This window comes from Methylobacterium sp. ARG-1, assembly GCF_001262595.1.
GTDB lineage: Bacteria > Pseudomonadota > Alphaproteobacteria > Rhizobiales > Beijerinckiaceae > Methylobacterium > Methylobacterium brachiatum.
Genome location: NZ_LHCD01000041.1, coordinates 22,143 through 45,527, shown reverse-complemented (window position 1 = coordinate 45,527; position 23,385 = coordinate 22,143). Strand labels below are relative to the sequence as shown.

Sequence of the window (23,385 nt, the reverse complement as noted above, 5' to 3'; positions counted from 1 at the left end):
CCCGGGCAGCTCATTCAGCCCGGTCCAAAGCCAGCCGGTTAGGTCACGGCGGAATCGTCACGGCATGTCGGATCGCCGGCTCGCATCCCGTGGCGGGGAAGCCGCCGATCCGGTCCGCGTCGGTTCGGGGCTTGGGCCTCCGGCGATGCGTTGAGAGCCGCCCCCGCTCGGCCCGTTATCCTCTGGAAACCGCCGCGCCATTCGCGGATTCTCTTGCAGAGCAGCGCCGGCCATACGGATCCGGTGACGGGGGTTGGCGATGGCGCAGACGATCGATCGCGGGACGTTGGACCGGCTGATCGCGCTCGGTCGGGCGCGCGGGGAACTCACGGCGGGCGATCTCCAGGCCGCGCTTCCGGTCGACTACATGGATGTCGACACCCTGGTGCTGGTGATGCTGGAACTCGAAGCCGCGGGGGTTAGCGTCGAGCCGGAGGCCTTTGGGCCCCCCATCGACCGGCCGCTGCCCGGCGCGCTCACGCTTCCGGAGGCTGGCCCCGGGGTGCTGCCGCCGATCCTGCCCACGGGCGGGACGGGAGCCCCGGCGGCCGCGGCGGAGCGCGGGCCGGGCCCCGCCGCCCCGCCCGAGGGGGATCCGGACGGAAACCGGGCGGTCACCCGCGCCGTCGTCCTGGCGGGCCTGGCGACGGTGCTCATCCTCGGCGCCGTGCTGTTGATGCTGTGAGAACCGGCCGGAACGCTTCCGCGGCCGGCCCCGTTGGCCCCCGGCCTGAGGGATCACGAGGATAGACCCCGAACCATGCGTCAACGAGCCGACGGTACACTGGGCCTGCTGGTCACGGCCCTGCGCGAGAGCGCGGTGCATTTCGGGGCCCTGCTGACGCTGGCGCGAACCGAGATCGACGGCAACGTCCGGGCCATCGTGTCGCTGATTGCGATCGTCGGCACGATTCCCGTGCTGCTGATCGTCACCTTCTTCCTCGGGCTCGACGCGGTGGTGAAGCTGCTCGCCGTGCCGTTCGGCTCCGAGGCTCCGGCGGCGCTGATCGTCGCGGCGCCGTTCCTGGTCGTGGCCCTCGTGCTCGGCTGGTTCGGCCTGCGCCGGATGGCGCTGTCGAACCTCGAGCCGTGGCGGACCTGGCGGCAGGTGAAGCAAGACGCTCGCGAGGTCGTGCGGCCCCGGGCCTGACGGCCGTGAAGCGCGGGGCCGTCTACTGCGTCGGCGTGAGGATCGCGCTGAGGCCGGGCGCGAGCGGTACGTCGAGATAGCAGCGCAGGCCCTCGGCCTCGAAGACGAGGTCGACGATCCCGTCGAGTTCGCGCCGCACGCCGCCGGAGATGAGGCGTGTCCCAAAACCGGCCCGGGCCGGCGGGTGGACCGGCGGGCCGCCGCTCTCCTGCCAGGTGAGGCGCAGGCGCGGCATGCCCGCCTCCGTCGTGACGAGAGACCACGAGACCCGCACGCGTCCGCCCGGTGCCGAGAGCGCGCCGTATTTGGCGGCATTCGTGGTCAGCTCGTGGATCGTCATGCCCAAAGCCAGGACATGGCGTGGGGATAGCGCGACGTCCGGCCCGTCGAGGCCGATCTGGTCGCAGTCGGTGCGGTAGGGGCTCAGCTCGCTCTCCAACACCTCGCTCAGGGAGGCGCCGCTCCAATCCTCGCGGGTCAGAAGGTCGTGGGTCTTCGACAGGGCCAGGATCCGCGCCTCGAGGACGCCTTCGGCGCCGCGGGACTGGCGGGCCAGGGCCTGCACGGTGGCCAGCGTGTTCTTCACCCGGTGGTTCAGCTCGTGCAGCATCGTGACCTGCTGCGCCTGCAGGGCGCGGCCGCGGCGGATCTCGGCATGCAGCTCGTCGGTGTTGCGCTGGAGCGTGGACGCCATCGTGTCGAGCTTGCGCCCGAGGCGGCCGAACTCCGTCATGCCGCGCAGGCCCGTGCGGGCGGAGAGATCGCCGTCCTGCCAGGCCGCCGCGACCCGGAGCAGGCGATCGATCGGGCGGCGGATGAACATCCGTCCGGCCAGGAGCGCCGCGGCCAGCGCCAGGACCGCGCCGAGGGCGATCAGCACCAGGCCACGGCGGGTGGCGGCATCGATATCGGCGAAGGCCGCCGCGCTGTCGCGCCCGACCATGAGGCGCACCCCGGCAAGCGCCCCGTCCGGCATCGCCGTGGCGATGATCCGGGTTCGGCCGTCGATATCCTCGGCGATGCGCACCGCGCCGTCCCGGGCCGTCCGCAGCGCGGCGCGCTCCGGCGGGATCGGCTTGCCGATCCAGTCCGCTCCGTCCGGGCGACGCGCGATGATCAGGCCGTCGCGGTCCGTGACCGTGATAGCCGTCTCGGCCTGGTGCAGGGTCTGCTCCAGATGGTCGGACAGCCAGTCGAGATCCACGGCGGCCAGGAGGACCCCGGTGGCGGGGCCGTCGCTCTCGTCCCGGCGGGCCACCACCCGGGCGAAGTGGATCGAGGGCAGCTTCGACACGGTGCCCAGCGCGTAACCGCCGACCGCGAAGCCGCCCGCCTCCAGGGCGCGGCGGTGATAGGCGCGGGCGCCGGTCGAATAGGCTCCCGGCACCGAGCCGGCGCTGTCGCAGATTACGGTACCGTCGGGATCCGTAAGCGCGAGCAGGATGACGTGCGGAAGCCGGGCGGCGGACCGCTTCAGGTAGGCCGTGCAGGCAGCGGGGTCGCGCACCTGGACGGAGGTATCGCCGGAGATGAGATCGAGGGCCTGCCGCATCCGCTCGGAGAGCTGGGCGAAATCCTCCGCGGCGCCGCGGACGGTGGCGAGCGCATCGGCGCGCACCGCCGCATCGCGGCTCGCGCGCAGGGCGACCTCATTGTAGCCCTGGATCGCCAGCGCCGGGGTCAGCGCCAGCAGCACCAGCAGCAGGATGCGGGTGGTGAGCGACATCGGCGGTCAGTCGAGGCCCGCGATCATGGCGCGCACCCGGGCGACCAGGGCCTCGACCGGGAACGGCTTGGTCATCATGCGCATGCCGGGCTCGAGATGGCCGTTGCCGAAGGTCGCGTTCTCGGCATAGCCGGTGATGAACAGCACCTTCAGGTCCGGCCGGTCCGGGCGGGCGGCATCGACCATCTGCCGGCCGTTGAGGCCGCCGGGCAAGCCGACATCGCTGATCAGCAGGTCGATCCGCCCCGGCGCCCGCAGCAGGGCGAGGCCCGCTTCGGCATCCGCAGCCTGGAGCGCGGTGTATCCGAGGTCGCCCAGGACCTCGACGATCAGGTCGCGCACCACCGGATCGTCCTCCACCACGAGCACGGTCTCGCCACGCTCGGCCCGGTGCAGCTCGACGAAGCCGGGTTCTTCCGTCTCGGGCGGCGCGGCACCGTGGTAACGCGGCAGATAGAGCTTGACCGTGGTGCCGCAACCCGGCTCCGAATAGATCCGGACATGTCCGTCGGACTGCTTGGCGAAGCCGTAGATCATCGACAGGCCGAGGCCGGTGCCCTGGCCGAGGGGCTTGGTGGTGAAGAACGGATCGAAGGCCCTGGCGGCGATCTCGGGGCTCATGCCGGTCCCGGTATCGCTGACGCTGACGCAGACATACGCGCCCTCGTTCACCCCCGCGTTCTGGCGCGTATAGGCCCGGTCGAGCTGCGCGTTTCCGGTCTCGATCACAAGACGGCCACCCTCAGGCATCGCATCCCGGGCGTTGATGGCGAGGTTGAGCAGGGCGTTCTCGAGCTGGTGCGGGTCGCACAGGGTCAGCCACAGGCCGCCGGCCGTGACGATCTCGAGATGGATCCGTTCGCCCAGCGTGCGCCGCAGCAGGTCTTCCATGCCGGTGATCAGCGGGTTGGCGGCGGTCGGCTGCGGCTCCAGCGGCTGGCGCCGGGCGAAGGCGAGGAGGCGGTGGGTCAGGGCCGAGGCACGGTTGGCCGACGACAGGGCCGCCCGGGCGTAGCGCTCGATCGCGTCGGTGCGGCCCTGCTGGATGCGGGTCTGCATCAGGTCGAGGGAGCCGACGATGCCGGTCAGCAGGTTGTTGAAGTCGTGCGCGATACCGCCGGTGAGCTGGCCGATCGCCTCCATCTTCTGGGCCTGCAGCAATTGCTCCTCGACCCGGCGCTGCTCGGTGAGATCCCGCCCGACGATGTAGAACAGCCCGGTTCCGGGATCGGGCACCGCCGTCCACATCACGACGCGGCGCTCGCCCGCACGGGTCAGGACGCGGTCGACGAAGCCCATCACCGTCTCGCCGGCCGACAGGCGGCCCACCACATCGGCCATCTCGACGTGGTCCGCCGGATCGACGATGTCCAGGAACGGCCGGTCGAGCAGCTCCGCCTCGCTCCAGCCGAGCATGTGCGTCCAGGCCGGATTGACGGTCTTGAGGAAGCCGTCGAGGCCCGCCGTCCCCATCAGGTCGTTGGTCGTCTCCCACAGCCGGTCGCGCTCGCGGGTCCGCTGGGTGACCTCGGAGAGGAGCGCGGCCTCGACCCGCTTGCGGTCGGTGATGTCCTGCACGAAGACGTGGAAGCCGTCGACCGCCCCATCGGGACTCCGCCGGGGCAGGTAGCGGATCTCGGCGTCGCGGTGGCGCCCATCCTGGTGGGGCCAGGGGATCTCGAACCGGACGGCCTCGCCAGCGCGGGCGCGCTCGACATAGGGGCGCCGCAGCTCGAAGGCGGCGGGCCCGAGCAGCACGCGCACGTCTCGCCCCACGATCTCCGCGGCCGGACGGAAGAACCAGTCCTGATACGCCGCATTGGCGAAGCGGTAGATGTAGTCCCAATCGATGAAGGCGATGAGCACCGGCAGCGCGTCGGTGATGAGGCGCAGCTCGCGCTGGTTGGCCTCGGCCCGCTGCTCGGCGGATTTGTGGTCGGTGATGTCGCGCACCGCCCCGACGAAGCGGACCGGTTGCCCCGCGCCGTCGCGCTCGATCGCGCCCCGGCGGGCGATCCAGCGTTCCGCGCCGTCATCCGCCCGCCGGATCCGATAGGCGACGTCGGCATCGGTCAGGCCGGCGCCGCGGTCCGCCCACTGGGAGACGAAGCCGGCATCCTCCGGGATGACGAGGCGGGCGACCGCGTCGATCGGCAGCGTCTCCTGCTCGGCCAGCCCGTACAGGCGGAAGAAATGCGGCGTGGCGTGGATGACGTTCCGGTCCAGATCGATGGAGAACACGCCGACGCCGCCGGCCTCCTGCGCCCGGCGCAGGCGCGTCTCGGAGGTGCGCAGCGCCGCCTCGGCCCGGACCTGGGCACCGATCTCGGTGTTGACGCCGAACCAGCGCACCACCTGGCCGGAGGCGTCGCGCAGCGGCACGATCCGCGTCAGGAACGGCCGGAACACGCCGTCGGCCCCGCGCAGGGGGAAGACCATCTCGAACGGCTCGCCGGTGGCAATCGAGGCGGCCCAGACCGCCGTCACTCGCGGCAGCGCCTCCGGGTCGTGGACGCTCTGCCAGCCCCATCCGGCCATGGCCGCCTGCGTGGTCCCGCAGTAATCGAGCCAGCGCCTGTTGTACCAGTAAAGATAGCCGTCGCTGCGGGCGAGCCAGCACAGGATCGGGAGGTGGTCGGCGAGCCGGCGGAACTCGGAATCGTCGATCCGCGCCGGATCGGGCTCGGGCAGGATCGCGTCGATCCGAGCGGGCGCTTGCCAGAACGCGCGCGCGAAGGCGGTCTCGTCCCGCGGCGGCGCCTCGGTCGCGGCCTCCGCCCGAGCCGTAGCGAGCGCGGAGCGCAGGCGGGCGACTTCGTCCTCAAGGGCGCCGTTGCGGCGCCGGAGAGCCTCAGCCTCATCAGCGCTCAGGGTGCCGCTCACGGCCTGCGAGCCGTGCGGAATCGCCCGGGCACGGCCCGCGACACCGAGAGAATGCAATCGAAGGCTGTACGCCGGCTCATCTCGGCCTTGTTGCAGAACCGGCCGACGCTCGCCAGCCCGAACGCGGGCTCGGACTCGCTTCGCGGGCGGCCTTAATGTTCGCGGCTGCGCGTGGCCCCGGCCACGGGGCGCAAATGCAGGAAGCTGCGCTCGCCGGTGGCGGCCTCGGCCACGTGCTGGATCGTGTCGAGCAACTCGGTGACGGCCTGGGGCGCGGCCGGGCGGAACTGCGCCTTCGGCTCGACCCAGCGCTTCTGCGTGCGCCTCGCGGCGATCTGCGCCTCGCTCAGCGCATCGAAATCCCGGCGTCGAGTCATGGCTCAGCCCTCCGCCCGGGACTGTGTCGGCCCATGGTTGACGAAAGGTTAACAGGACCTCGCCGCCGTCGCCCGAAGGCGCACGGGCGAGGGGAGGGCCGGGGCGCACGCGCCCTAGAGCGGGCCGGCCCGAGCCGCCAAGGCCCGCGCCAGCTTGAGCAGCACCGCACGGATATGCGCACGAAGCGGAGTGTCGTCGTCCATGCGTCGATCAACGGCGCAACTGGCGAAAACGTTTCACGATCAGGCCGTTGGTGCGCGTCGCTGCGCCAAAGCTCGACCGTAAGGAGAGCCCGCACGGCCGCCGGCCGATCCGGCCGTGACGCTGCGATCAAAGAACCCGCCGCGGCAGGGCCGGGCGGGTCAAAGGTGATCTCGTCTCGGAGAAGGCCCGACGCTAGACGCCGCGCCCTGTGAGCGCATCCCCCATCCGAGGGACACAAGCCACACAATTTAGCGATCGCGATCCGCATCAGCCGAGAAGCCCGCCCCTCAGCCCCCGAACGCCCGGGGCGGGAGGCCCGCCACGCCGACATCGAGTTCGAACAGCGCCCCCGCGGACGGCTCGTGCTCGACACCCCGCGACGCCGACGTGACGAACAGCCGGTCGAGCCCGGGCCCCGCGAAGGCGCAGCTCGTGATGTTGGTGGCCGGCAACGAGATCGCCCGCACGAGACGCCCCTCCGGATCGACCCGGCTGATCCGGCCCGCCCCCCAATGGGCGATCCAGAGGCAGCCCTCGGCATCCGTGGTCATCCCGTCGGGCCAGCCCCAGGCCTCCGGAAAGCGCAGGAATTCGCGCTTGCCCGTCAGGCTGCCGTCGGCGGCGAGATCGAAGGCGAAGACAGTCCGGGCGGCGCTGTCGCTGTGATAGAGGATCCGGCCGTCGTGGCTGAAGGTCGGACCGTTGGCGACGCCGTAATCGCCGTCCATCCGCTGCCAGGTCAGGTCGGGATCGAGCCGGTGCAGGGCGCCCGAGATCGCGGTCTCGGCCTGGTGCATGCTCCCCGCCCAGATCCGGCCGGCATAGTCGACCTTGGCGTCGTTCAGGCGGTTGTCCGGATAGTCCGGCTCGGGATTTCCGATCGGCGTGACCTGGTCCGCCTCCAGATCGAACACCGCGAAGCCGCTCTTCAGGCCAATCACGAAGTCGCGCCGGCCGGCCCGGGGGATGATCCAGCCGATCGGCTCCGGGAACGGGCGCGTGCCGGTCTCGCCGCTCGCGAGGTCGAGCCAGCGCAGGGCGGGCGCCTCGATATCGACCCAGAACAGCCGCCCCCGGTCCGGCACCCAGACGGGTCCCTCGCCGAGCCGGTCGCGCTCGGCGCGGGCGACGACGCGAAACTGTGCCTCCATGGGATCGCCTTCTCTCGAGCGCCGGCCGCCTGACATCAACGACTTGGAGCGACTTCCGATGGCGGCGCGACCGGGAACCGCTCCGGCCCGCCGCCTCACGCCGCATCGCGGATGGCAGCCGATCACATGCGGTCGGAGGCGCCCCGACCCGGCCGGCTGCCCCACAAAGCGAAGAACAGGACGTAGAGCTCGCAGGCGGCGGTGATCAGGAAGGAATGCTGCAGGCCGAACCGGTCGGCGGCCCAACCCTGCACCACCACCAGGGAGCCCCCAGCGATCGCCATGATCAGCAAGCCCGCGCCTTCCTCGGTCAGCGGGCCGAGGCCGCGGATCCCTAAGGTGAAGATCGTCGGGAACATGACCGCGTGGAACAGCCCCACGGAGATCAGCGCCCACATCGCCAGCGGCCCCGTCGCGAAGGTCGCCACCAGCATCACCGTGAAGGCCGCGATGGCGGCGCCGGCCAGGACGGTCTCGGCGGACCGCCCCTGCATCAGGTAGCTGCCGACGAAGCGGCCGACCATCATCCCACCCCAGAGCAGGAACAGGTAGCGCGACGCCTCCGTATGCGTGAGGTTGCCGATCTCCGGCTGCGAGACGAAGTTGATGAACAGGTTCGACACGCCGATCTCGGCGATCAGGTAGATGAAGATCGCCGGCACGCCGAATACGAGGTTGCGGTGGCGCCAAAGCGACAGGCCCGCGCGCTCGGCCTTGGCGGCGCGCTTCGTGGCGCCTCCCGCACCGATGGCGGGCAGCGGGAAGCGGGCGATCACCACGGCAAGCACGACGAGGATCGCCGCCACGATCAGGTAGGGGAGTTGCACGGACTGCGCGTCGGCGAGCCGCTCGGCCGGGCTGAGGGTGGCGCCGGCCGCGACGTTGCCCGAGGCGGAGCGACCAAGGATCAGGTAGCCGCCGAACAAGGGCGCCAGGGTCGTGCCGAACGAGTTGAACGCCTGGACGAGGTTGAGGCGCGCCGGGGCGGTCTCCGGCGGTCCGACCACGGCCACGTAGGGGTTGGCGGCGACCTGAAGCAGGGTGATGCCGCTCGCGATCACGAACAGGGCGGTGAGCGTGATCGCGTACGAGACCTGATGGGAGGCCAGGACCATGCCGAGCGTGCCCAGCGCCATGATGCCAAGGCCCACCACCAGCGCGCGCTGATAGCCGATGCGCTCGATCAGCTTCGCCGCCGGGATCGAGGCCACGAAATACGCGATGAACCACACCGACTCGATCAGCGTGGTCTGCGTATAATCGAGATCGAACACGCTCCGGAGATGAGGGAGCAGCGTGTTGTTGATGACCGTGATAAAGCCCCACATGAAGAAGAGGCTTGCGAGCAGCGAGAGGGCGGGGCGGTAGCTGCCCTGATCGCGCGTCGCGGTCCTCGCCGCGGGCGCTCCGATGCTCGCGATCGGTCCTGCCATCAAACGTTTCCCCTCATCGAGGCCGCCTTGCCGGGCCCCTTGTTGTGGAATTCATTTGTATGAGTATATAGCGGAATTGCGGACGTCAACCGCGGCACCCGTGAGGGCCGGCGCATGGTCGGCCAGGCGGGAGCGAGCGTCTTGAGGGGGGGGGAGCGGATGCGTGAAGTCGGAGCTGTCGCGCTGGGCGCCTGCGCGGCGATCCCTGCGGTCGCCCAGGCATCCGAACCGGTCCGGACCGTGTTCGGCACCCTGCCGGACGGGCGCACGGTCGAAGAGGTGACGCTCGCCAACGGCAAGGGGGTCACCGCCCGGGTGATCTCCTGGGGCGCCCTGCTGCGGACCCTCGAAGTCCCGGACCGTGCCGGAAAACCCGCCGACATCGTCCTCGGCTACAAGGATCTCGCCAGCTACCTGGCCAAGCCCAACTATTTCGGGGCCAGCATCGGCCGCTACGCGAACCGGATCCGGGCCGGCCGCTTCACGCTCGACGGCCAGACCTACGCGCTCGCGACCAATGACGGTCCCAACACCTTGCACGGCGGCACCGCCGGCTTCGACAAGCGGCTCTGGACCATCACCGAGGTCAAGGGCGGCGCCACGCCGTCGGTCACCCTGCGTTACGTCAGCCCCGACGGCGAGGAGGGGTATCCCGGTACGCTCACGGTCACGGCGACCTACGCGCTGGACGCCGCCAATACGCTGACCGTCACCTATCAGGCGACCACCGACAAGCCGACCATCGTCAACCTGACCAATCACAGCTTCTTCAATCTCGCCGGCGAAGGTTCGGGGCGATCGATCCTGGACAACATCCTGACCATCCCGGCCGAGCGCTACACCCCGGTCGACGCCACGCTGATCCCCACGGGCGAGCATGTCTCGGTGGCGGGCACGCCGTTCGACTTCCGCACACCGACCGTGATCGGGTCGCGCATCCGCGACGGGCGGGACATCCAGATCGTGCGCGGGCGCGGCTACGATCACAACTGGGTCGTGACCGACAAGCCGACCGCCGAGCCGCACCTCGTGGCCCGGGTCGAGGACCCCGCATCGGGCCGGGTCCTCGAGGTCGCCAGCAACCAGCCCGGCGTCCAGTTCTACGCGGGCAACTTCCTCGACGCGACAGCGGTGGGCAAATCCGGTCTCGCTTACCGGCAATCGGATGCCCTGGCGCTCGAACCCGAGTTGTTCCCTGACACGCCGAACCAGCCGGCCTTCGGCTCGGCCCGGCTCGACCCGGGCGCGACCTATCGGAACGTCATCACTTACCGCTTCTCCACCAGCTCCGCCCACCGGACCCACGAGAAATGACCGATCACCCGAAGACCCGGCCCCTGCGTTCGCGCGCCTGGTTCGACAACCCCGACAATATCGACATGACGGCGCTCTATTTGGAGCGCTACCTGAACTTCGGACTGAGCCTGGAGGAGCTGCGTTCGGGCAGGCCGATCATCGGCATCGCCCAGACCGGGTCCGACCTGTCGCCGTGCAACCGGCACCACCTTGTCCTGGCGGAGCGCGTGCGCGAGGGCATCCGCGAGGCCGGCGGCATCGTGCTCGAATTCCCGGTCCATCCGATTCAGGAGACCGGCAAGCGGCCCACCGCCGGCCTCGACCGCAACCTCGCCTATCTCGGCCTGGTCGAGCTCCTGTACGGGTACCCCCTCGACGGCGTGGTCCTGACCACCGGTTGCGATAAGACCACCCCGGCCTGCCTGATGGCGGCCGCCACCGTGAACATCCCGGCCATCGCCCTGTCGGTCGGCCCGATGCTGAACGGCTGGTACAAGGGCCAGCGCACCGGTTCCGGGACCATCGTGTGGCGCGCGCGCCAGATGCTGGCCGCCGGGGAGATCGACCACGAGGGCTTCATCAAGCTCGTCACCTCGTCCGCCCCCTCCACCGGCTACTGCAACACGATGGGTACGGCGACGACCATGAACGCGCTCGCCGAGGCGCTCGGCATGATGCTGCCGGGCTCGGCGGCGATCCCGGCGCCCTACCGCGACCGGCAGGAAGTCGCCTACCGCACGGGCAAGCGCATCGTCGAGATGGTGGTTGAGGACCTCAAGCCGACCGACATCCTGACCCGCGAGGCGTTCCTCAACGCGATCGTCCTCAACTCGGCGATCGGCGGCTCCACCAACGCCCCGATCCACCTGGCCGCGCTCGCCCGCCACGCGGGGGTCGAGCTCGACATCGCCGACTGGCAGACCCACGGCCTCGACGTGCCGCTCCTGGTCAACCTGCAGCCGGCGGGCGAGTATCTCGGCGAGGATTATTACCGCGCGGGCGGCCTCCCGGCGGTGGCCGCGCAGCTGATGCGGCGCGGGCTGCTCCACGAGAACGCCCTGACGGTGAACGGCCGCACCATCGGGGACAATTGCCGCGGCGCGGTGATCGAGGACGAGGATGTGATCCGGCCGATCGACCGGCCGCTGAAGGAGGCCGCGGGCTTCCTGGTGCTGCGCGGCAACCTGTTCGACGCGGCGATCATGAAGACCAGCGTGATCGGCGAGGAGTTCCGCGAGCGCTACCTGTCGAATCCCGAGGATCCGGAGGCGTTCGAGGGCCGGGCCGTGGTGTTCGACGGTCCGGAGGATTACCACCACCGGATCGACGATCCGGCGCTGGCGGTCGACGAGAACAGCATCCTGATCATGCGCGGCGCCGGCCCGGTCGGCTATCCGGGTGCGGCGGAAGTGGTGAACATGCGCCCGCCCGCCTACCTGATCCGCTCAGGCGTGCACGCGCTGCCCTGCCTGGGCGACGGGCGGCAATCCGGCACCTCGGCCTCGCCCTCGATCCTCAACGCCTCGCCCGAGGCGGCGGTGGGCGGCGGCCTCGCGCTGCTGCGCACCGGCGACCGGGTGCGGATCGACCTGAAGCGCGGCACCGCCGACATGCTGCTCGACGCGGACGAGATCGAGCGCCGGCGCAAGGCCCTGGAGGAAGCCGGGGGATACGCCTATCCGGCATCCCAGACCCCGTGGCAGGCGATCCAGCGCGCAACCGTCGGGCAGATGCACACCGGCGCGATCCTAGAGGGCGCCGAGCGCTTCCAGCGGATTGCTCAGACCAACGGCGTCCCGCGGGACAACCACTGACGAGAAGCCCCGCCGCCATCCCGGCGGCGGGGCTCACGCCTTCAGCGAGAGCTCGGTGTCGGCGAGTGCCAGGCGGACGAGCTCGGTCATCGCCGCACGCGCCGCCGCGGGATCCCCGGCCACGATCGCCTCGTACAGGATCCGGTGGTCCGGCATCGGGTCACGGGGCAGGGCGCTGCGACGCTGCTTGAAGATCGTCGTCCAAGTCACGGCGGCCGCGATGGAACTCGACAGGGCCATCAGCGGCCCGTTGCGGGCCGCTTCCAGGATCGTGTTGTGGAACGACTGGTCGGCGGCCCGCCCGATCTCGGTGGCGAGGCCGTAGCGGCCCATCTCCTCCAGGGCGTGCCCCATCCGGGAGATGTCGAGCCCCGAGCGCCGCTCGGCCGCCAGGGCCGCCGCCGCCGGCTCGACGATCATCCGCAGTTCGAACAGGTCGCGGATGAACGTTTCGCTGGGCTCCGCCTCGAAGGCCCAGGCGAGGATGTCGGGATCGAGCAGGTTCCAGCGGCTGCGCTGGGTCACCCGGGTCCCCGTGCGGGGCCGGCTCTCGACCAGCCCCTTGGCGCTCAGGATGCGCACCGCCTCGCGATAGGCGGTGCGTGAGACCTTCAACTGCTCCGAGAATTCAATCTCGCCGGGCAGCACGTCTCCCGGCGCGTACCGGCCGGCCAGGATCGCGACGCCGAGATCACGGGCGACCGAGCCGTGAATGCGGCGCGAGCCCGAGGCCAGCGGCAGCTTGATATCCTCGTACCCAGGATCCCCCCTCACCCGACACCTCCAGTCCGAGCCGCCAGGACGGGGCAGGATCGCCGCGATCGTACCTGGAAGTTGTAGGAGCGCAAGCGCCGACACCCGCAGGCATCATAGTGCCGAGACGCTTGCAGCCACTGCACAACTGCTCTAAGTTATTTGTATGAGTAAAGAGCTGAGTGTGAGCGCGGAGATTCGCGGCGCGATCCTGATCGGCGCCGAGGCGGCGACCACGACCGATACGTTCCGGGCCGTCGATCCCGCAAGCGGGGCGGCGTTGGAGCCGGCCTTCTCGGCCGCCGGGCCGGAGCAGGTCGAGGCCGCCTGCGCGCTTGCGGATGCGGCGTTCCCGAGCTTTTCCGAATCGACTCCCGAGCTGCGCGCCGGCTTCCTGGAGACCGTCGCGCAGGCCGTGGGCGATCTCGGCGAATCGCTGATCGCGCGGGCCATGGCCGAGACCGGGCTGCCGCGGGCCCGGCTCGAGGGGGAGCGCGCCCGCACCATCGGCCAGCTGCGTCTGTTCGCGCATGTCATCCGCGCGGGCCACTGGGTCCAGGCCACGATCGATCCGGCGCAGCCCAAGCGCACGCCTCTGCCGCGTCCCGATCTGCGTCGGCGCCACGTCGCCCTCGGCCCGGTTGCCGTGTTCGGCGCCAGCAACTTCCCGCTCGCCTTCTCGGTAGCCGGGGGTGACACCGCCTCGGCGCTGGCCGCCGGCTGCCCGGTCGTGGTCAAGGGCCACCCGGCCCATCCCGGAACCGGCGAGCTGGTGGCCCGGGCGGTCCGGGCGGCCGTCGCGGCCAGCGACCTGCATCCGGGCGTGTTCTCCTATCTGCCGGGTCCGTCGAACGTCCTCGGAACGGCGCTTGTCGCCGATGCGCGGATCAAGGCGGTGGGCTTCACCGGCTCGCGCGGGGGCGGCCTCGCCCTGATGCGGGTGGCGGCGGGACGCCCCGAGCCGATCCCGGTCTATGCCGAGATGAGCGCGGTCAATCCCGTCCTGCTGCTGCCCGGCGCCTTGCGGGCGCGGAGTGCCGCGCTCGCGACCGGCTTCGTCCAGTCCCTGACGATGGGGTCGGGGCAGTTCTGCACCAATCCAGGCCTGCTGATCGGTATCGCGGGTTCCGACCTCGACGCCTTCGCGGAGGCTGCCGCGGCGGCGATCCGCGAGAGCGCGCCGCACGCGATGCTGACCGCCGACATCCGCACCCGCTTCGAGCGCGGCGTCGCCGAGATGGCGGCCCGCCCGGGCGTGACCGTGGCGGCGCGCGGGGCGACGGCCGGCCCGGGCGGTGCGCCCGCGGCCCTGCTGCGCACCGACGGTGCGCGGTTCCTGGCGGATGCCAGCCTCACGGAGGAGATGTTCGGCCCCGCCGCGATCCTGGTGGCGGCCGCGGATCTCGACGAGGTCAAGCGCATCATCGCGGCGCTCCCGGGCCAGCTCACCGCGACGCTGCATCTCGACCGCGCCGACGAGCACATCGCCGCCGGCCTGGTCCCGGCGCTGGCCCGCAAGGCCGGCCGGATCCTGGCCAATGGCTGGCCCACCGGCGTGGAGGTGGCGCCCGCGATGGTCCATGGCGGGCCGTTCCCGGCGACGTCCGACGGGCGCAGCACCTCGGTCGGCACCCTGGCGATCGAGCGCTTCCTGCGACCGGTCTGCTACCAGGACCTGCCCGACGCGCTGCTGCCGCAGCCCCTGCGCCCGGACAATCCCTGGCATCTCACCCGCAGGGTCGACGGCACCATCAGCCCGGCCTTCGACCGCTGACGCGCCGGCGCGCGGCACACCTGAATCTGAGCCGGCCCGATGAAGGCCGGCCCTGGGAGAACCGAGATGGGGCAATCACTTCTACAATTCCGCGCGCCCGACGGGCGGCGGGGTGTAGCGATCCTGCAGCGCGGCGTGGCGCGGGTCGTGGTCGGCGCGGACAGCGTCCTCGACCTGGCCCGGCGGGCCCTGGCGGCGGGCGACAGCCTAGCCGAGACGGCAACCCGGCTCGGCCTCGGTGACACCGTGGATCTCGACGCCGTGCGGCTGCTGCCGCCGGTCGATCATCCGGATCCCGCGCATCTGCTGCTCAGCGGCACCGGCCTGACGCATCTCGGCTCCGCCGAGGGTCGCGACAAGATGCACCGCGCCGCGGCGGCGGACCAGGCCCCGACCGATTCCATGCGGATGTTCCAGATGGGCGTGGAGGGCGGCAAGCCCGCCCCGGGCGAGTCCGGGGTCCAGCCCGAATGGTTCTACAAGGGCGACGGCGACGCGATCGTCGGCACCGGCGAGCCGCTCCTGTCGCCCGCCTTCGCCCTCGACGGCAGCGAGGAGCCCGAGATCGCCGGCATCTACCTGATCGACGCGGACGGTACGCCGGTGCGCCTCGGCTTCGCCCTGGCGAACGAATTCTCGGACCATGTGACCGAGCGCGGCAATTACCTGTGGCTCGCCCATTCGAAGCTTCGTCCGGCAGCGCTCGGCCCGGAACTGTGGCTGGGGGCTCTGCCCGCCGATGTGCGCGGCTCCAGCCGCATCCGGCGCGACGGCGCCGTGCTGTGGGAGAAGCCGTTCCTCTCGGGTGAGGCGAACATGTCCCACACGATCGAGAACCTCGAGCGGCACCACTTCAAATACCCCCAGTTCCGCCGCCCCGGCGACCTGCACGTCCACTTCTTCGGCACCGCGACCCTGTCGTTCACCGACGGCATCACGGCGCGGCCTGGGGACGTGTTCGAGATCGAGGCGGCCCCCTTCACCCTGCCGCTGCGCAATCCCCTGGCGGTGGCGCCCGCCCGCGACCTGTCCGTGAAGGTTCTCTGAGATGTCGGCTTCGAACGGGACGATCCGCATCGGGCTGGTCGGCGTCGGCAAGATCGCCCGCGACCAGCACCTGCCGGTCATCGGTGCTTCGCCGGACTACACCCTGACCGCCGTGGCGAGCCGCGAAGGCCGTTACGAGGGGGTGCCGAACTACCGCACGCTGACCGAGATGCTGGCGAGGCAGCCCGACCTCGACGCGGTCGCCCTGTGCCAGCCGCCGCAGGTGCGCTTCTCCGCCGCCCTCGAGGCGATCGAGGCCGGGCGGCACGTCTTCCTGGAGAAGCCCCCCGGGGCGACCCTGGCGGAGGTCGGGATCCTGGTCCAGGCCGCGCGGGCGCGGGGCGTCAGCCTGTTCGCCAGCTGGCACTCCCGCTACGCCCCCGGCGTCGAGCCGGCGCGGCAGTGGCTGTCGGGCCGCCGGATCCGGTCGGTGGCGATCGCCTGGATGGAGGATGTCCGGCACTGGCATCCGAATCAGGCCTGGATCTGGCAGGCCGGGGGCATGGGCGTGTTCGATCCGGGGATCAACGCCCTGTCGATCGCCACGCACATCCTGCCGCCCTTCTTCCTCACCGGCGCGACCCTCTCGGTCCCGGAGAACCGGCAGGCGCCGATCGCCGCCGACCTGAGCTTCGCCGACGCCGCCGGCACCTCGATCCAGGCGGTGTTCGACTGGCGCCAGACCGGCCCGCAGACCTGGGACATCCGCGTCGACACCGAGGACGGCCTGCTGATGCTCTCGGAAGGCGGCGGCGTCCTCACCATCGACGGCAAGCCGCAGCCGCTGCCGCCGGAGGCCGAATATCGCGGCCTCTACGACCGTTTCGCCGCCCTCGTCCGATCCGGCACGAGCGACGTCGACCTGAACCCGCTGATCCACGTCGCCGACGCCTTCCTGCGCGGCGAGCGCCGCACCGTGGAGGCCTTCACGGACTGACCGGAGGGATCCCGGCGGAACACCAACGCGACAGAGCCAATCAGGGCCGCGCGTTACTAAGGGGGAGTCACTGTTATGGGAAAGTACACGCGATGGGCGGCGCTTGCATTGTGCGCCGCGACGCTCTCGGGGGGCATCCGCTCGGCCGACGCTCAGGATGCCGACGCGCCTGACGGCGGGCCGAGCTTGGTGAACCCGGGCCCGAAGGCGAGCCCGGCCGCGAAGGCCAAGTATCGGGCGAATCGCGCGCGGCGGCGGACCATCCGCGAGTCGCGGAGCGCGGCCGGCGCCAGCAGCGCGGCGGCCTCGATCGACGTGCAGGGCAACAGCGCGACACCGCCCGGCCTGCCGCCAGGGACGTTCTATCTCGGCAACGGGATCAGCATGATCCTGAACTACACCGGCGAATTCGCCGCGAACCCGTCCGGCGGCATCCGGCAGGGATCGGCCTATGCCGGCCAGGTCGTGTTCGGTCTCGACGCCGACCTTGGCCGGCTCGCCGGGATCGACGGTGGCTCGTTCCACACCATCGTGACCCAGCGTCACGGCCGCAGCCTTGCGCAAGACCGCATCGGCTTCGACGGAAGCGTGCAGGAGATCTACGGCGGTGGCCAGACGGCGCACCTCACCTCGGTCTCTTACGAGCAGAAGCTGTTCGACAACCGCCTCGACATCGAGGTCGGCCGCCTATTGGCCAATCCGAACTTCCTTGGCTCGCCGCTCTATTGTAATTTCCAGAACAACGCAACCTGCGGCGCACCGAAATCGATCTTCAAGCTGACAAACTTCACCTATTGGCCGATCTCAACCTGGGGCGCCCATGCCAAGGCCTGGCTCACCGACAAGGTGTTTGTCCATGCCGGCGTCTACGAGGTGAATCCCCGCGACCAGCAGCCCAACCAGAACGGCATCGACTGGTCGACCCGGGGCGCCACCGGCGTCTTGATCCCGGTGGAGGCGGGCTACTCGACCAATTTCGGCAACGACCCGCTCCCGCGCAACTACAGTGTCGGCGTGGTCTTCGATCAGTCCGATTATAAGGATCCGGTCTACGACGTGCGCGGCGGCCTGCGCGTGTTCAGCGATCTCGACCCGCTGACGCGGTTCGGTCGGTCGGCGGTCTATGCCCGGTTCGACCAGATGGTGTGGCGTCCGGATCCGACCAGCGCGCAAGGCCTGTCGGTGTTCGGCGTCGCGTTGGGCGGCACCGGTGGGCGGCAGATCCAGGATTACTTCCTAGAGGGCGGCGCCGTCCTGACCGGCACCTTCCCGGGCCGGCCCTACGACACCCTCGGGTTCGTGTTCGCCATGGAGAAGCTCTCGCCCCTCGGCTCGGCCGGGATCCGGGCGGCCCGGGCTTCCTACGGGCTGAGCAGCCGCAACGTCGACACGCTGCAGACCATCTTGGAGCTGAGCTACGGCATCCAGCTCACCCCGGCGGTGCGGCTGATGCCGAACCTGCAATACGTGATCGGCCCGGATCAGACCCGCTTCCCGCTCCGGCCAAAGCCGATCCCGGACGCCTTCGTCATCGGCGCGAAGCTCTCGGTCGACCTGTTCACGCTGGGCGGCCTGGCCAAGGGCCCCGGAAGCCTCTGACCCCAGGCGCATCACGACACCGCCCGCGACTCCGCCCTCGGCGCGCGCGCGGGCGGATGTGTCAGCCGATCGGCGCGCGCGGAAGGCTCCGCGCGCGCCGATCGCGTTTCAGCGGGGCGCGCTCTGCGCGGGCAAGGAGGGGGGGGCCCGAATATCCCACGCCCCGGCCCGCGCGTGGAACCACGCCCCCGGTCGCAAGTTGTCCAGCAGATTGTAGCTGTTCTAATTCGCAAGAGAGAACGGCACGCCGCCGAACCGACATGGAGCATCCGACATGGCCAGCGCGAACTGCGAGAGCTGCAAGTTCTTCGACGAGCACAAGGGCAACGGCGCGAGCGCCCAAGGCGATGCCGGCCTGTGCCGCTTCAACCCGCCGGTCAGCCAGCCGGCTCCGGAATCCAAGGGCCTGTGGCCGGTCGTCACGACCAACGATTGGTGCGGCCACTTCACGGCCGAGATGACCGCAGCCGAGTAAGCCCAGCGGCCCGCACCGTCGCGGCGCAGAGGCTGCGGCGATGGTGAGGCTGGAGGCGACCCCTTCGACACCGTCGGACGATCAGGGCCAGCCGCCGAGGCTGGCCCTTTTTCGTGCGCCCAATCCCGGGCGCGCGCTCAGGATGAGGCGCGGGACCGCCCGAGCGCGATCAGCGGAGTCGGGCTCGGCAGCAGGGCCGGCCCGACAGCACGATCGATCTCCGAACAGACCCATCGGAGGCATCCGGTTCTCTCTCGAAGCCGAGCGATGGATCGAACCCGCGTCGGAAGCGGGCCGCACGTCCTATTGGGCGGCCATTCGCCAGCGGAGCGCTCGGAACGCGAGATGAAAACACGCTTCCAATCGGCGTTTGCGAGGAGAACATTTTTCTATTCGCGACGAATTCGAAAAGCGGTTTCATTGACGTTGTGCAGTGCAGCCAGCAATTCTAGCGGCCTATTCGGATAACCGGTCGCGTCACTGCCGCTCGTCATCGAGCAGGACGGCCCGGCATTGTCGCAAGGCTTCTGCAATGACACGACCGAGACTCGTCGGGCTGAGCGCGAATGTTCAGCGCCCGTCCAAGACCCGCACGCTGGTCGACGCGGTGCTGCACGAGGCCTGCGCCCAGGCGACGTTCGACGGGCGCATCTTCGACTTCGTCGATGCCGGCTCCGGGCTCGGGGCCGCCTGGACCCGCGATCAGCTGCCGCTGCCGGCCCGCCGCGTGCTCGACGCGATCGAGGAGGCGGACGGGCTCGTGGTCGGCTCGCCGGTCTACAAGGGGGCCTATACCGGCCTGTTCAAGCACCTGTTCGATCTGGTCGATCCCACCGCGCTGGCCGGCAAGCCCGTGGCCATCGTCGCCACCGGCGGCGGCGCGCGCCATGCCCTGGTGGTCGAGCACGCCTTCCGGCCGCTCTTCGGCTTCTTCGGCGCGCTGCAGATCCCGACCGCGGTCTACGCGTCCGACGCGGATTTCAGCGACGGCGTGCTGGTCGAGGCCGGCGTGCGCGCCCGCGCCGCGGAGGCCGGCGCCCAGCTCGCCGCCCTGCTGCTGCACCGGGCGGCCGCGACGACCGGCCCGGCCGAACTCGCCGCCGCCGAGTGAGCCCGGCGATGCTCGCCCGCCGCACCTTCCTGGCCGCGTCCCTTGCGGCCGTTCCGGCTCTGCGGGGCGCTCGCGCGGCCGAGCCCGGCCTGCTGCGCATCGGCTACCAGAAGAACGGCATCCTGGTGGTGGCCAAGCAGCAGGGGATCATCGAGCGGCGCCTGGACTCCCTGGGCCACCGGGTACGCTGGGTCGAGTTCTCGTTCGGTCCGCCCCTGGCCGAGGCTCTGTCCGTCGATGGGCTGGACTTCGGCCTGCTCGGCGACGCGCCGCCGATCTTCGCCCAGGCCGGGCGCTCCAACCTCGTCTACGTGGCGGCCCAGGAAGGAGGCGGTTCCGGCGCCGGGATCCTCCTGCCCAAGGGCTCGACCCTGCGCAGCCTCGCCGACCTGAAGGGCAAGCGTGTCGCCTTCGCCAAGGCGACGAGCGCGCACAACCTCACGGTGGCGGCCCTGGAGAAGGCGGGGCTGAGCTACACCGATATCGAGCCGGTCCTGCTGGCGCCGGCCGATGCCGCGGCGGCCTTCGCCCGCGGCAGCATCGACGCCTGGACGACCTGGGACCCCTATCTCGCCATCGCCGAGGAGCAGGACGGCGTGCGCGTGCTGGCCCTGGCCAGCGCGATCACCCCGCAGAACAATTTCCTCGTCGCGAACCGGGCCTTCGCGGAGACGCACGGCCCGGTGCTCACCGCGGCGATCGACGCGCTGGGCGAGGTGGCGGCTTGGTGCCGGCAGAACCGCGGCGACGTCGCCGCGATCCTGTCGCAGGGCACCGGCGTGCCGCTGCCGGCCACCCGCCGGGCGGTGGACCGCAACGATTTCGTGATCGGACCGATGACCGCGCGCGTCACCGCCGAGCAGCAGGCCATCGCCGACCGGTTCTACGCCCTGAAGCTGATCCCGAAGCCGATCCACGTCGCCGACGCGGTCTGGACGGCACCCGCCCGCAATGGCTGAGCGCATGTCCGATCGACCGTCCTCCCCAAGCCCGTTCGGGCTCGCGCCGACCCGTCGCCGCCTCCTGTCCGCGGGGCTGGGCCTCGCGGCGGCCAGTACCCTGCGCCCGGCCCTGGCCGCGGGCGGCACCGTCCGGGTCGGCTACCAGAAATATGGCTCCCTCGTCCTGCTGAAGGGTCGCGGCACCCTCGAGACGGCGCTCCAGCCCCTCGGCTACACGGTGGCGTGGTCGGAATTCCCGTCCGGGCCGCCGCTGATGGAGGCCCTGAATGCCGGGGCGGTGGATTTCGGCTCGGCCGGCGAGGCGCCCCCGATCTTCGCGCAGGCCGCGAGCGCGGAGCTGCGCTACGTCGCCACCGAGCCGCCGGCTCCCCGGGGCGAGGCGATCCTGGTGCCCAAGGACAGCCCGGTCCGCAGCGTCGCCGACCTGCGCGGCCGGACGCTCGCCCTGAACAAGGGCTCGAACGTCCACTTCCTGGTGGTGCGGGCGCTGGAGCAGGCCGGGCTGCCCTACGACGCGGTGAAGTTCGCCTTCCTGGCCCCGGCCGACGCCAACGCCGCCTTCGTGCGCGGCTCCGTCGACGCCTGGGCGATCTGGGATCCCTATCTCGCCGCCGCCGAGCGCGCCACCGGTGCCCGGGTGCTGGCGGATGCGCAGGGCCTCGCGCCCAACCGCCAATTCTACCTGTCCCGCCGCGGCTTCACCGATGCCAATTCGGAGGTCGTCGCGATCGTCCTCAAGGCAATCGGGGAGGTCGATACCTGGGCGGCCGGCCATGCCGAGACCGTGGCGGCGGAACTTGCGCCCTCCGTGGGCATTCCAGCCCCCGTGCTCCGCGTCGCCCTCGACCGCTTGTCCTACGGGGTCACACCCCTGGATGCCGCGGCGGTGGCCGACCAGCAGCGCGTGGCCGACGCCTTCCATAGCCTCGGCCTGCTGCCGAAGCCGATCCGCGTAGCCGACGCGGTCTGGACGCAGCCCGAGCGCCGGGCGGAGAACCGATGATGCGACCGACTGCCCTCGACCGCCTGCGCGACACCGCCGTGCCCTGGCTCCTGCCGGTCGCGATCCTGCTGGGCTGGCAGGCCGCGGTCTCCGCCGGCCTCGTCTCCAACCGGTTCATGCCGGCGCCCCTGGACGTGGTTCGGGCCGGTTGGGAGGCCGGGCGCACCGGTGAGCTCTGGACCAACCTCTGGGTCAGCACCCTGCGGGCCCTGTCGGGCTTCGCGGTGGGCGGCGGCATCGGCTTCGCGCTAGGCCTCGCCAACGGTCTGTCCCGCCTGTCGGAACAGCTGACCGACACCTCGGTGCAGATGGTGCGCAACGTCCCCCATCTGTCGCTGATCCCGCTCGTGATCCTGTGGTTCGGGATCGGCGAGGAGGCCAAGCTGTTCCTGGTGGCGCTCGGCGTGTTCTTCCCGATCTACGCCAACACCTTGCACGGCATCCGCTCGGTGGACCCGGCGCTGGTGGAGATGGGCCGCGTCTACGGCATGTCGCGGACCGAGCTGTTCACCAAGGTGGTGCTGCCCGGCGCCCTGCCGTCGATCTTCGTTGGTTTGCGCTACGCGCTCGGCATCATGTGGCTGACGCTCATCGTCGCCGAGACGATCTCCGCCTCGTCGGGGCTCGGTTACATGGCCATGCAGGCCCGCGAGTTCATGCTGGTCGATGTCGTGGTGCTGGCGATCCTGATCTACGCCGCCCTGGGCAAGCTCGCGGACGCGCTGACGCGCCAGCTCGAGCGCGCCTGCCTCGCCTGGAACCCCGCCTACAGGAGCGCCTGATGCTGCTCGACGCCCTTCGCCGCGAGGCCCCGACCGATCTCGTCCCGGAAACCCCGGTCGTTGACGCGCCCCCCGCGCCGGCGCCTCGACCGACGGACGCTGCCGGCCGCGGCATCGCCGTGACGGCCCGCGACCTGCGCAAGAGCTTCGACGGCCACGCCGTCATCGAGGGGCTCGACCTCTACCTGCCGGCCGGCGGCTTCACCGCCGTGGTCGGGCGCTCCGGCTGCGGCAAGAGCACCCTGCTGCGGCTGATCCTCGGGCTGGAGACGCCCACCGGCGGCCGGATCGTGCTCGAAGGGCCGCAGACCGGCCCGCGTCGGAGCGAGCCGCCGAAGCGGATCATGTTCCAGGAGCCGCGCCTGCTGCCCTGGGCCCGGGTCGTCGACAACGTCGCGGTCGGCCTTTCCGGCCACGGCTCCCGGGCCGAGCGCCGGGAGCGGGCGCTGGCCGCCCTGGCCGAGGTCGGCCTGGCCGACAAGGCGGGACAATGGCCCGCGACTCTCTCGGGCGGCCAGCGTCAGCGCGTGGCGCTCGCCCGGGCGCTGGTGAGCCGGCCGGGCCTGCTGGCCCTCGACGAGCCCCTCGGCGCCCTCGACGCGCTGACCCGCATCGGCATGCAGGACCTGATCGAGCGGATCTGGCTGGCACAGGGCTTCACCGCGCTGCTCGTCACACACGACGTCGCCGAGGCGGTGGCGCTCGCCGACCGCATCCTGGTGGTCGAGGCCGGCCGCATCGCCCTCGACCTGCGGGTCGACGTGCCGCGCCCGCGCCGGCGCGGCGATCCGGATCTGGCGCGCCTCGAAGGGCGTATCCTCGATCATCTGCTCGGCGCGCAGCCGACCCTCTGACCGCGGGCCGCCGTTTCCCGGAAGCGGCGGCCTGCCCTAGCTCTTGGTGATCG

General features: G+C 71.0%; 20 protein-coding genes. 14 read left to right on the top strand and 6 right to left on the bottom strand.

Going from position 1 to position 23,385, the window contains the following annotated elements; genetic code table 11:
• Positions 1 to 259: 259 nt before the first annotated feature.
• Together AKJ13_RS26495 and AKJ13_RS26490 are read left to right on the top strand one after the other, a co-directional pair.
• Positions 260 to 685, top strand: coding sequence for an RNA polymerase sigma factor region1.1 domain-containing protein (locus tag AKJ13_RS26495; RefSeq protein WP_050736008.1), 426 nt, complete (start codon positions 260 to 262; stop codon positions 683 to 685).
• A gap of 75 nt (positions 686 to 760) precedes the next feature.
• Positions 761 to 1,150 carry a phage holin family protein gene (locus AKJ13_RS26490; protein WP_050736007.1) on the top strand — a complete coding sequence of 130 codons (390 nt, stop codon included), beginning with the start codon at positions 761 to 763 and terminating at the stop codon, positions 1,148 to 1,150.
• Positions 1,151 to 1,172: 22 nt separating this feature from the next.
• Here the strand turns inward: AKJ13_RS26490 and AKJ13_RS26485 are convergent, their stop codons facing one another.
• From AKJ13_RS26485 to AKJ13_RS26465, 5 genes are all read right to left on the bottom strand, one after another.
• Positions 1,173 to 2,876 (bottom strand): HWE histidine kinase domain-containing protein, encoded by a 1,704-nt coding sequence (locus tag AKJ13_RS26485; protein ID WP_050736006.1) that lies wholly within the window; start codon positions 2,874 to 2,876, stop codon positions 1,173 to 1,175.
• A gap of 6 nt (positions 2,877 to 2,882) precedes the next feature.
• Positions 2,883 to 5,759, bottom strand: coding sequence for a PAS domain S-box protein (locus AKJ13_RS26480; RefSeq protein ID WP_244471742.1), 2,877 nt, complete (start codon positions 5,757 to 5,759; stop codon positions 2,883 to 2,885).
• Positions 5,760 to 5,911: 152 nt separating this feature from the next.
• Positions 5,912 to 6,136 carry a hypothetical protein gene (locus AKJ13_RS26475; RefSeq protein WP_007558018.1) on the bottom strand — a complete coding sequence of 75 codons (225 nt, stop codon included), beginning with the start codon at positions 6,134 to 6,136 and terminating at the stop codon, positions 5,912 to 5,914.
• A 492-nt stretch (positions 6,137 to 6,628) separates the two neighbouring features.
• Positions 6,629 to 7,492 (bottom strand): SMP-30/gluconolactonase/LRE family protein, encoded by an 864-nt coding sequence (locus AKJ13_RS26470; RefSeq protein WP_050736004.1) that lies wholly within the window; start codon positions 7,490 to 7,492, stop codon positions 6,629 to 6,631.
• A gap of 122 nt (positions 7,493 to 7,614) precedes the next feature.
• Positions 7,615 to 8,925 (bottom strand): sugar MFS transporter, encoded by a 1,311-nt coding sequence (locus AKJ13_RS26465; protein ID WP_050736003.1) that lies wholly within the window; start codon positions 8,923 to 8,925, stop codon positions 7,615 to 7,617.
• Between the two features lie 159 nt (positions 8,926 to 9,084).
• On the opposite strand from AKJ13_RS26465, the gene AKJ13_RS26460 reads away from it, so the two are divergent.
• Together AKJ13_RS26460 and AKJ13_RS26455 are read left to right on the top strand one after the other, a co-directional pair.
• Positions 9,085 to 10,239, top strand: a complete 1,155-nt coding sequence (locus AKJ13_RS26460) for an aldose epimerase family protein (protein WP_050736002.1) — start codon at positions 9,085 to 9,087, stop codon at positions 10,237 to 10,239.
• Positions 10,236 to 12,035 carry an IlvD/Edd family dehydratase gene (locus AKJ13_RS26455; RefSeq protein WP_050736001.1) on the top strand — a complete coding sequence of 600 codons (1,800 nt, stop codon included), beginning with the start codon at positions 10,236 to 10,238 and terminating at the stop codon, positions 12,033 to 12,035. The genes AKJ13_RS26460 and AKJ13_RS26455 overlap by 4 nt, the downstream gene beginning before the upstream one ends.
• A 33-nt stretch (positions 12,036 to 12,068) precedes the next feature.
• Here the strand turns inward: AKJ13_RS26455 and AKJ13_RS26450 are convergent, their stop codons facing one another.
• Positions 12,069 to 12,809, bottom strand: coding sequence for a FadR/GntR family transcriptional regulator (locus tag AKJ13_RS26450; RefSeq protein WP_050736000.1), 741 nt, complete (start codon positions 12,807 to 12,809; stop codon positions 12,069 to 12,071).
• A 145-nt stretch (positions 12,810 to 12,954) separates the two neighbouring features.
• On the opposite strand from AKJ13_RS26450, the gene AKJ13_RS26445 reads away from it, so the two are divergent.
• From AKJ13_RS26445 to AKJ13_RS26400, 10 genes are all read left to right on the top strand, one after another.
• Positions 12,955 to 14,562, top strand: a complete 1,608-nt coding sequence (locus AKJ13_RS26445; RefSeq protein ID WP_050735999.1) for an aldehyde dehydrogenase (NADP(+)) — start codon at positions 12,955 to 12,957, stop codon at positions 14,560 to 14,562.
• 66 nt (positions 14,563 to 14,628) lie between these two features.
• Positions 14,629 to 15,609, top strand: a complete 981-nt coding sequence (gene araD1, locus AKJ13_RS26440; protein ID WP_050735998.1) for an AraD1 family protein — start codon at positions 14,629 to 14,631, stop codon at positions 15,607 to 15,609.
• Position 15,610: 1 nt separating this feature from the next.
• The gene (locus AKJ13_RS26435) at positions 15,611 to 16,546 is read left to right on the top strand and encodes a Gfo/Idh/MocA family oxidoreductase (RefSeq protein WP_050735997.1); all 936 of its coding nucleotides are present in this window, start codon (positions 15,611 to 15,613) and stop codon (positions 16,544 to 16,546) included.
• A gap of 75 nt (positions 16,547 to 16,621) precedes the next feature.
• Positions 16,622 to 18,145, top strand: a complete 1,524-nt coding sequence (locus tag AKJ13_RS26430) for a carbohydrate porin (protein ID WP_050735996.1) — start codon at positions 16,622 to 16,624, stop codon at positions 18,143 to 18,145.
• 274 nt (positions 18,146 to 18,419) lie between these two features.
• Entirely contained in the window at positions 18,420 to 18,620 is a 201-nt protein-coding gene (locus AKJ13_RS26425; protein ID WP_050735995.1) for a hypothetical protein, read from the top strand.
• A 532-nt stretch (positions 18,621 to 19,152) separates the two neighbouring features.
• A complete protein-coding gene (gene msuE, locus AKJ13_RS26420) occupies positions 19,153 to 19,731 on the top strand; it encodes an FMN reductase (RefSeq protein WP_050735994.1) in 579 nt (192 codons plus the stop codon).
• Between the two features lie 8 nt (positions 19,732 to 19,739).
• Positions 19,740 to 20,690, top strand: coding sequence for an aliphatic sulfonate ABC transporter substrate-binding protein (locus tag AKJ13_RS26415; protein WP_050735993.1), 951 nt, complete (start codon positions 19,740 to 19,742; stop codon positions 20,688 to 20,690).
• A 4-nt stretch (positions 20,691 to 20,694) separates the two neighbouring features.
• The gene (locus tag AKJ13_RS26410) at positions 20,695 to 21,696 is read left to right on the top strand and encodes a sulfonate ABC transporter substrate-binding protein (RefSeq protein WP_244471741.1); all 1,002 of its coding nucleotides are present in this window, start codon (positions 20,695 to 20,697) and stop codon (positions 21,694 to 21,696) included.
• Positions 21,696 to 22,478 (top strand): aliphatic sulfonate ABC transporter permease SsuC, encoded by a 783-nt coding sequence (gene ssuC, locus AKJ13_RS26405; RefSeq protein WP_007557992.1) that lies wholly within the window; start codon positions 21,696 to 21,698, stop codon positions 22,476 to 22,478. Before AKJ13_RS26410 ends, ssuC begins: the two co-directional genes overlap by 1 nt.
• Positions 22,478 to 23,332 (top strand): ATP-binding cassette domain-containing protein, encoded by an 855-nt coding sequence (locus tag AKJ13_RS26400; RefSeq protein WP_050735991.1) that lies wholly within the window; start codon positions 22,478 to 22,480, stop codon positions 23,330 to 23,332. The genes ssuC and AKJ13_RS26400 overlap by 1 nt, the downstream gene beginning before the upstream one ends.
• Positions 23,333 to 23,385 lie beyond the last annotated feature (53 nt).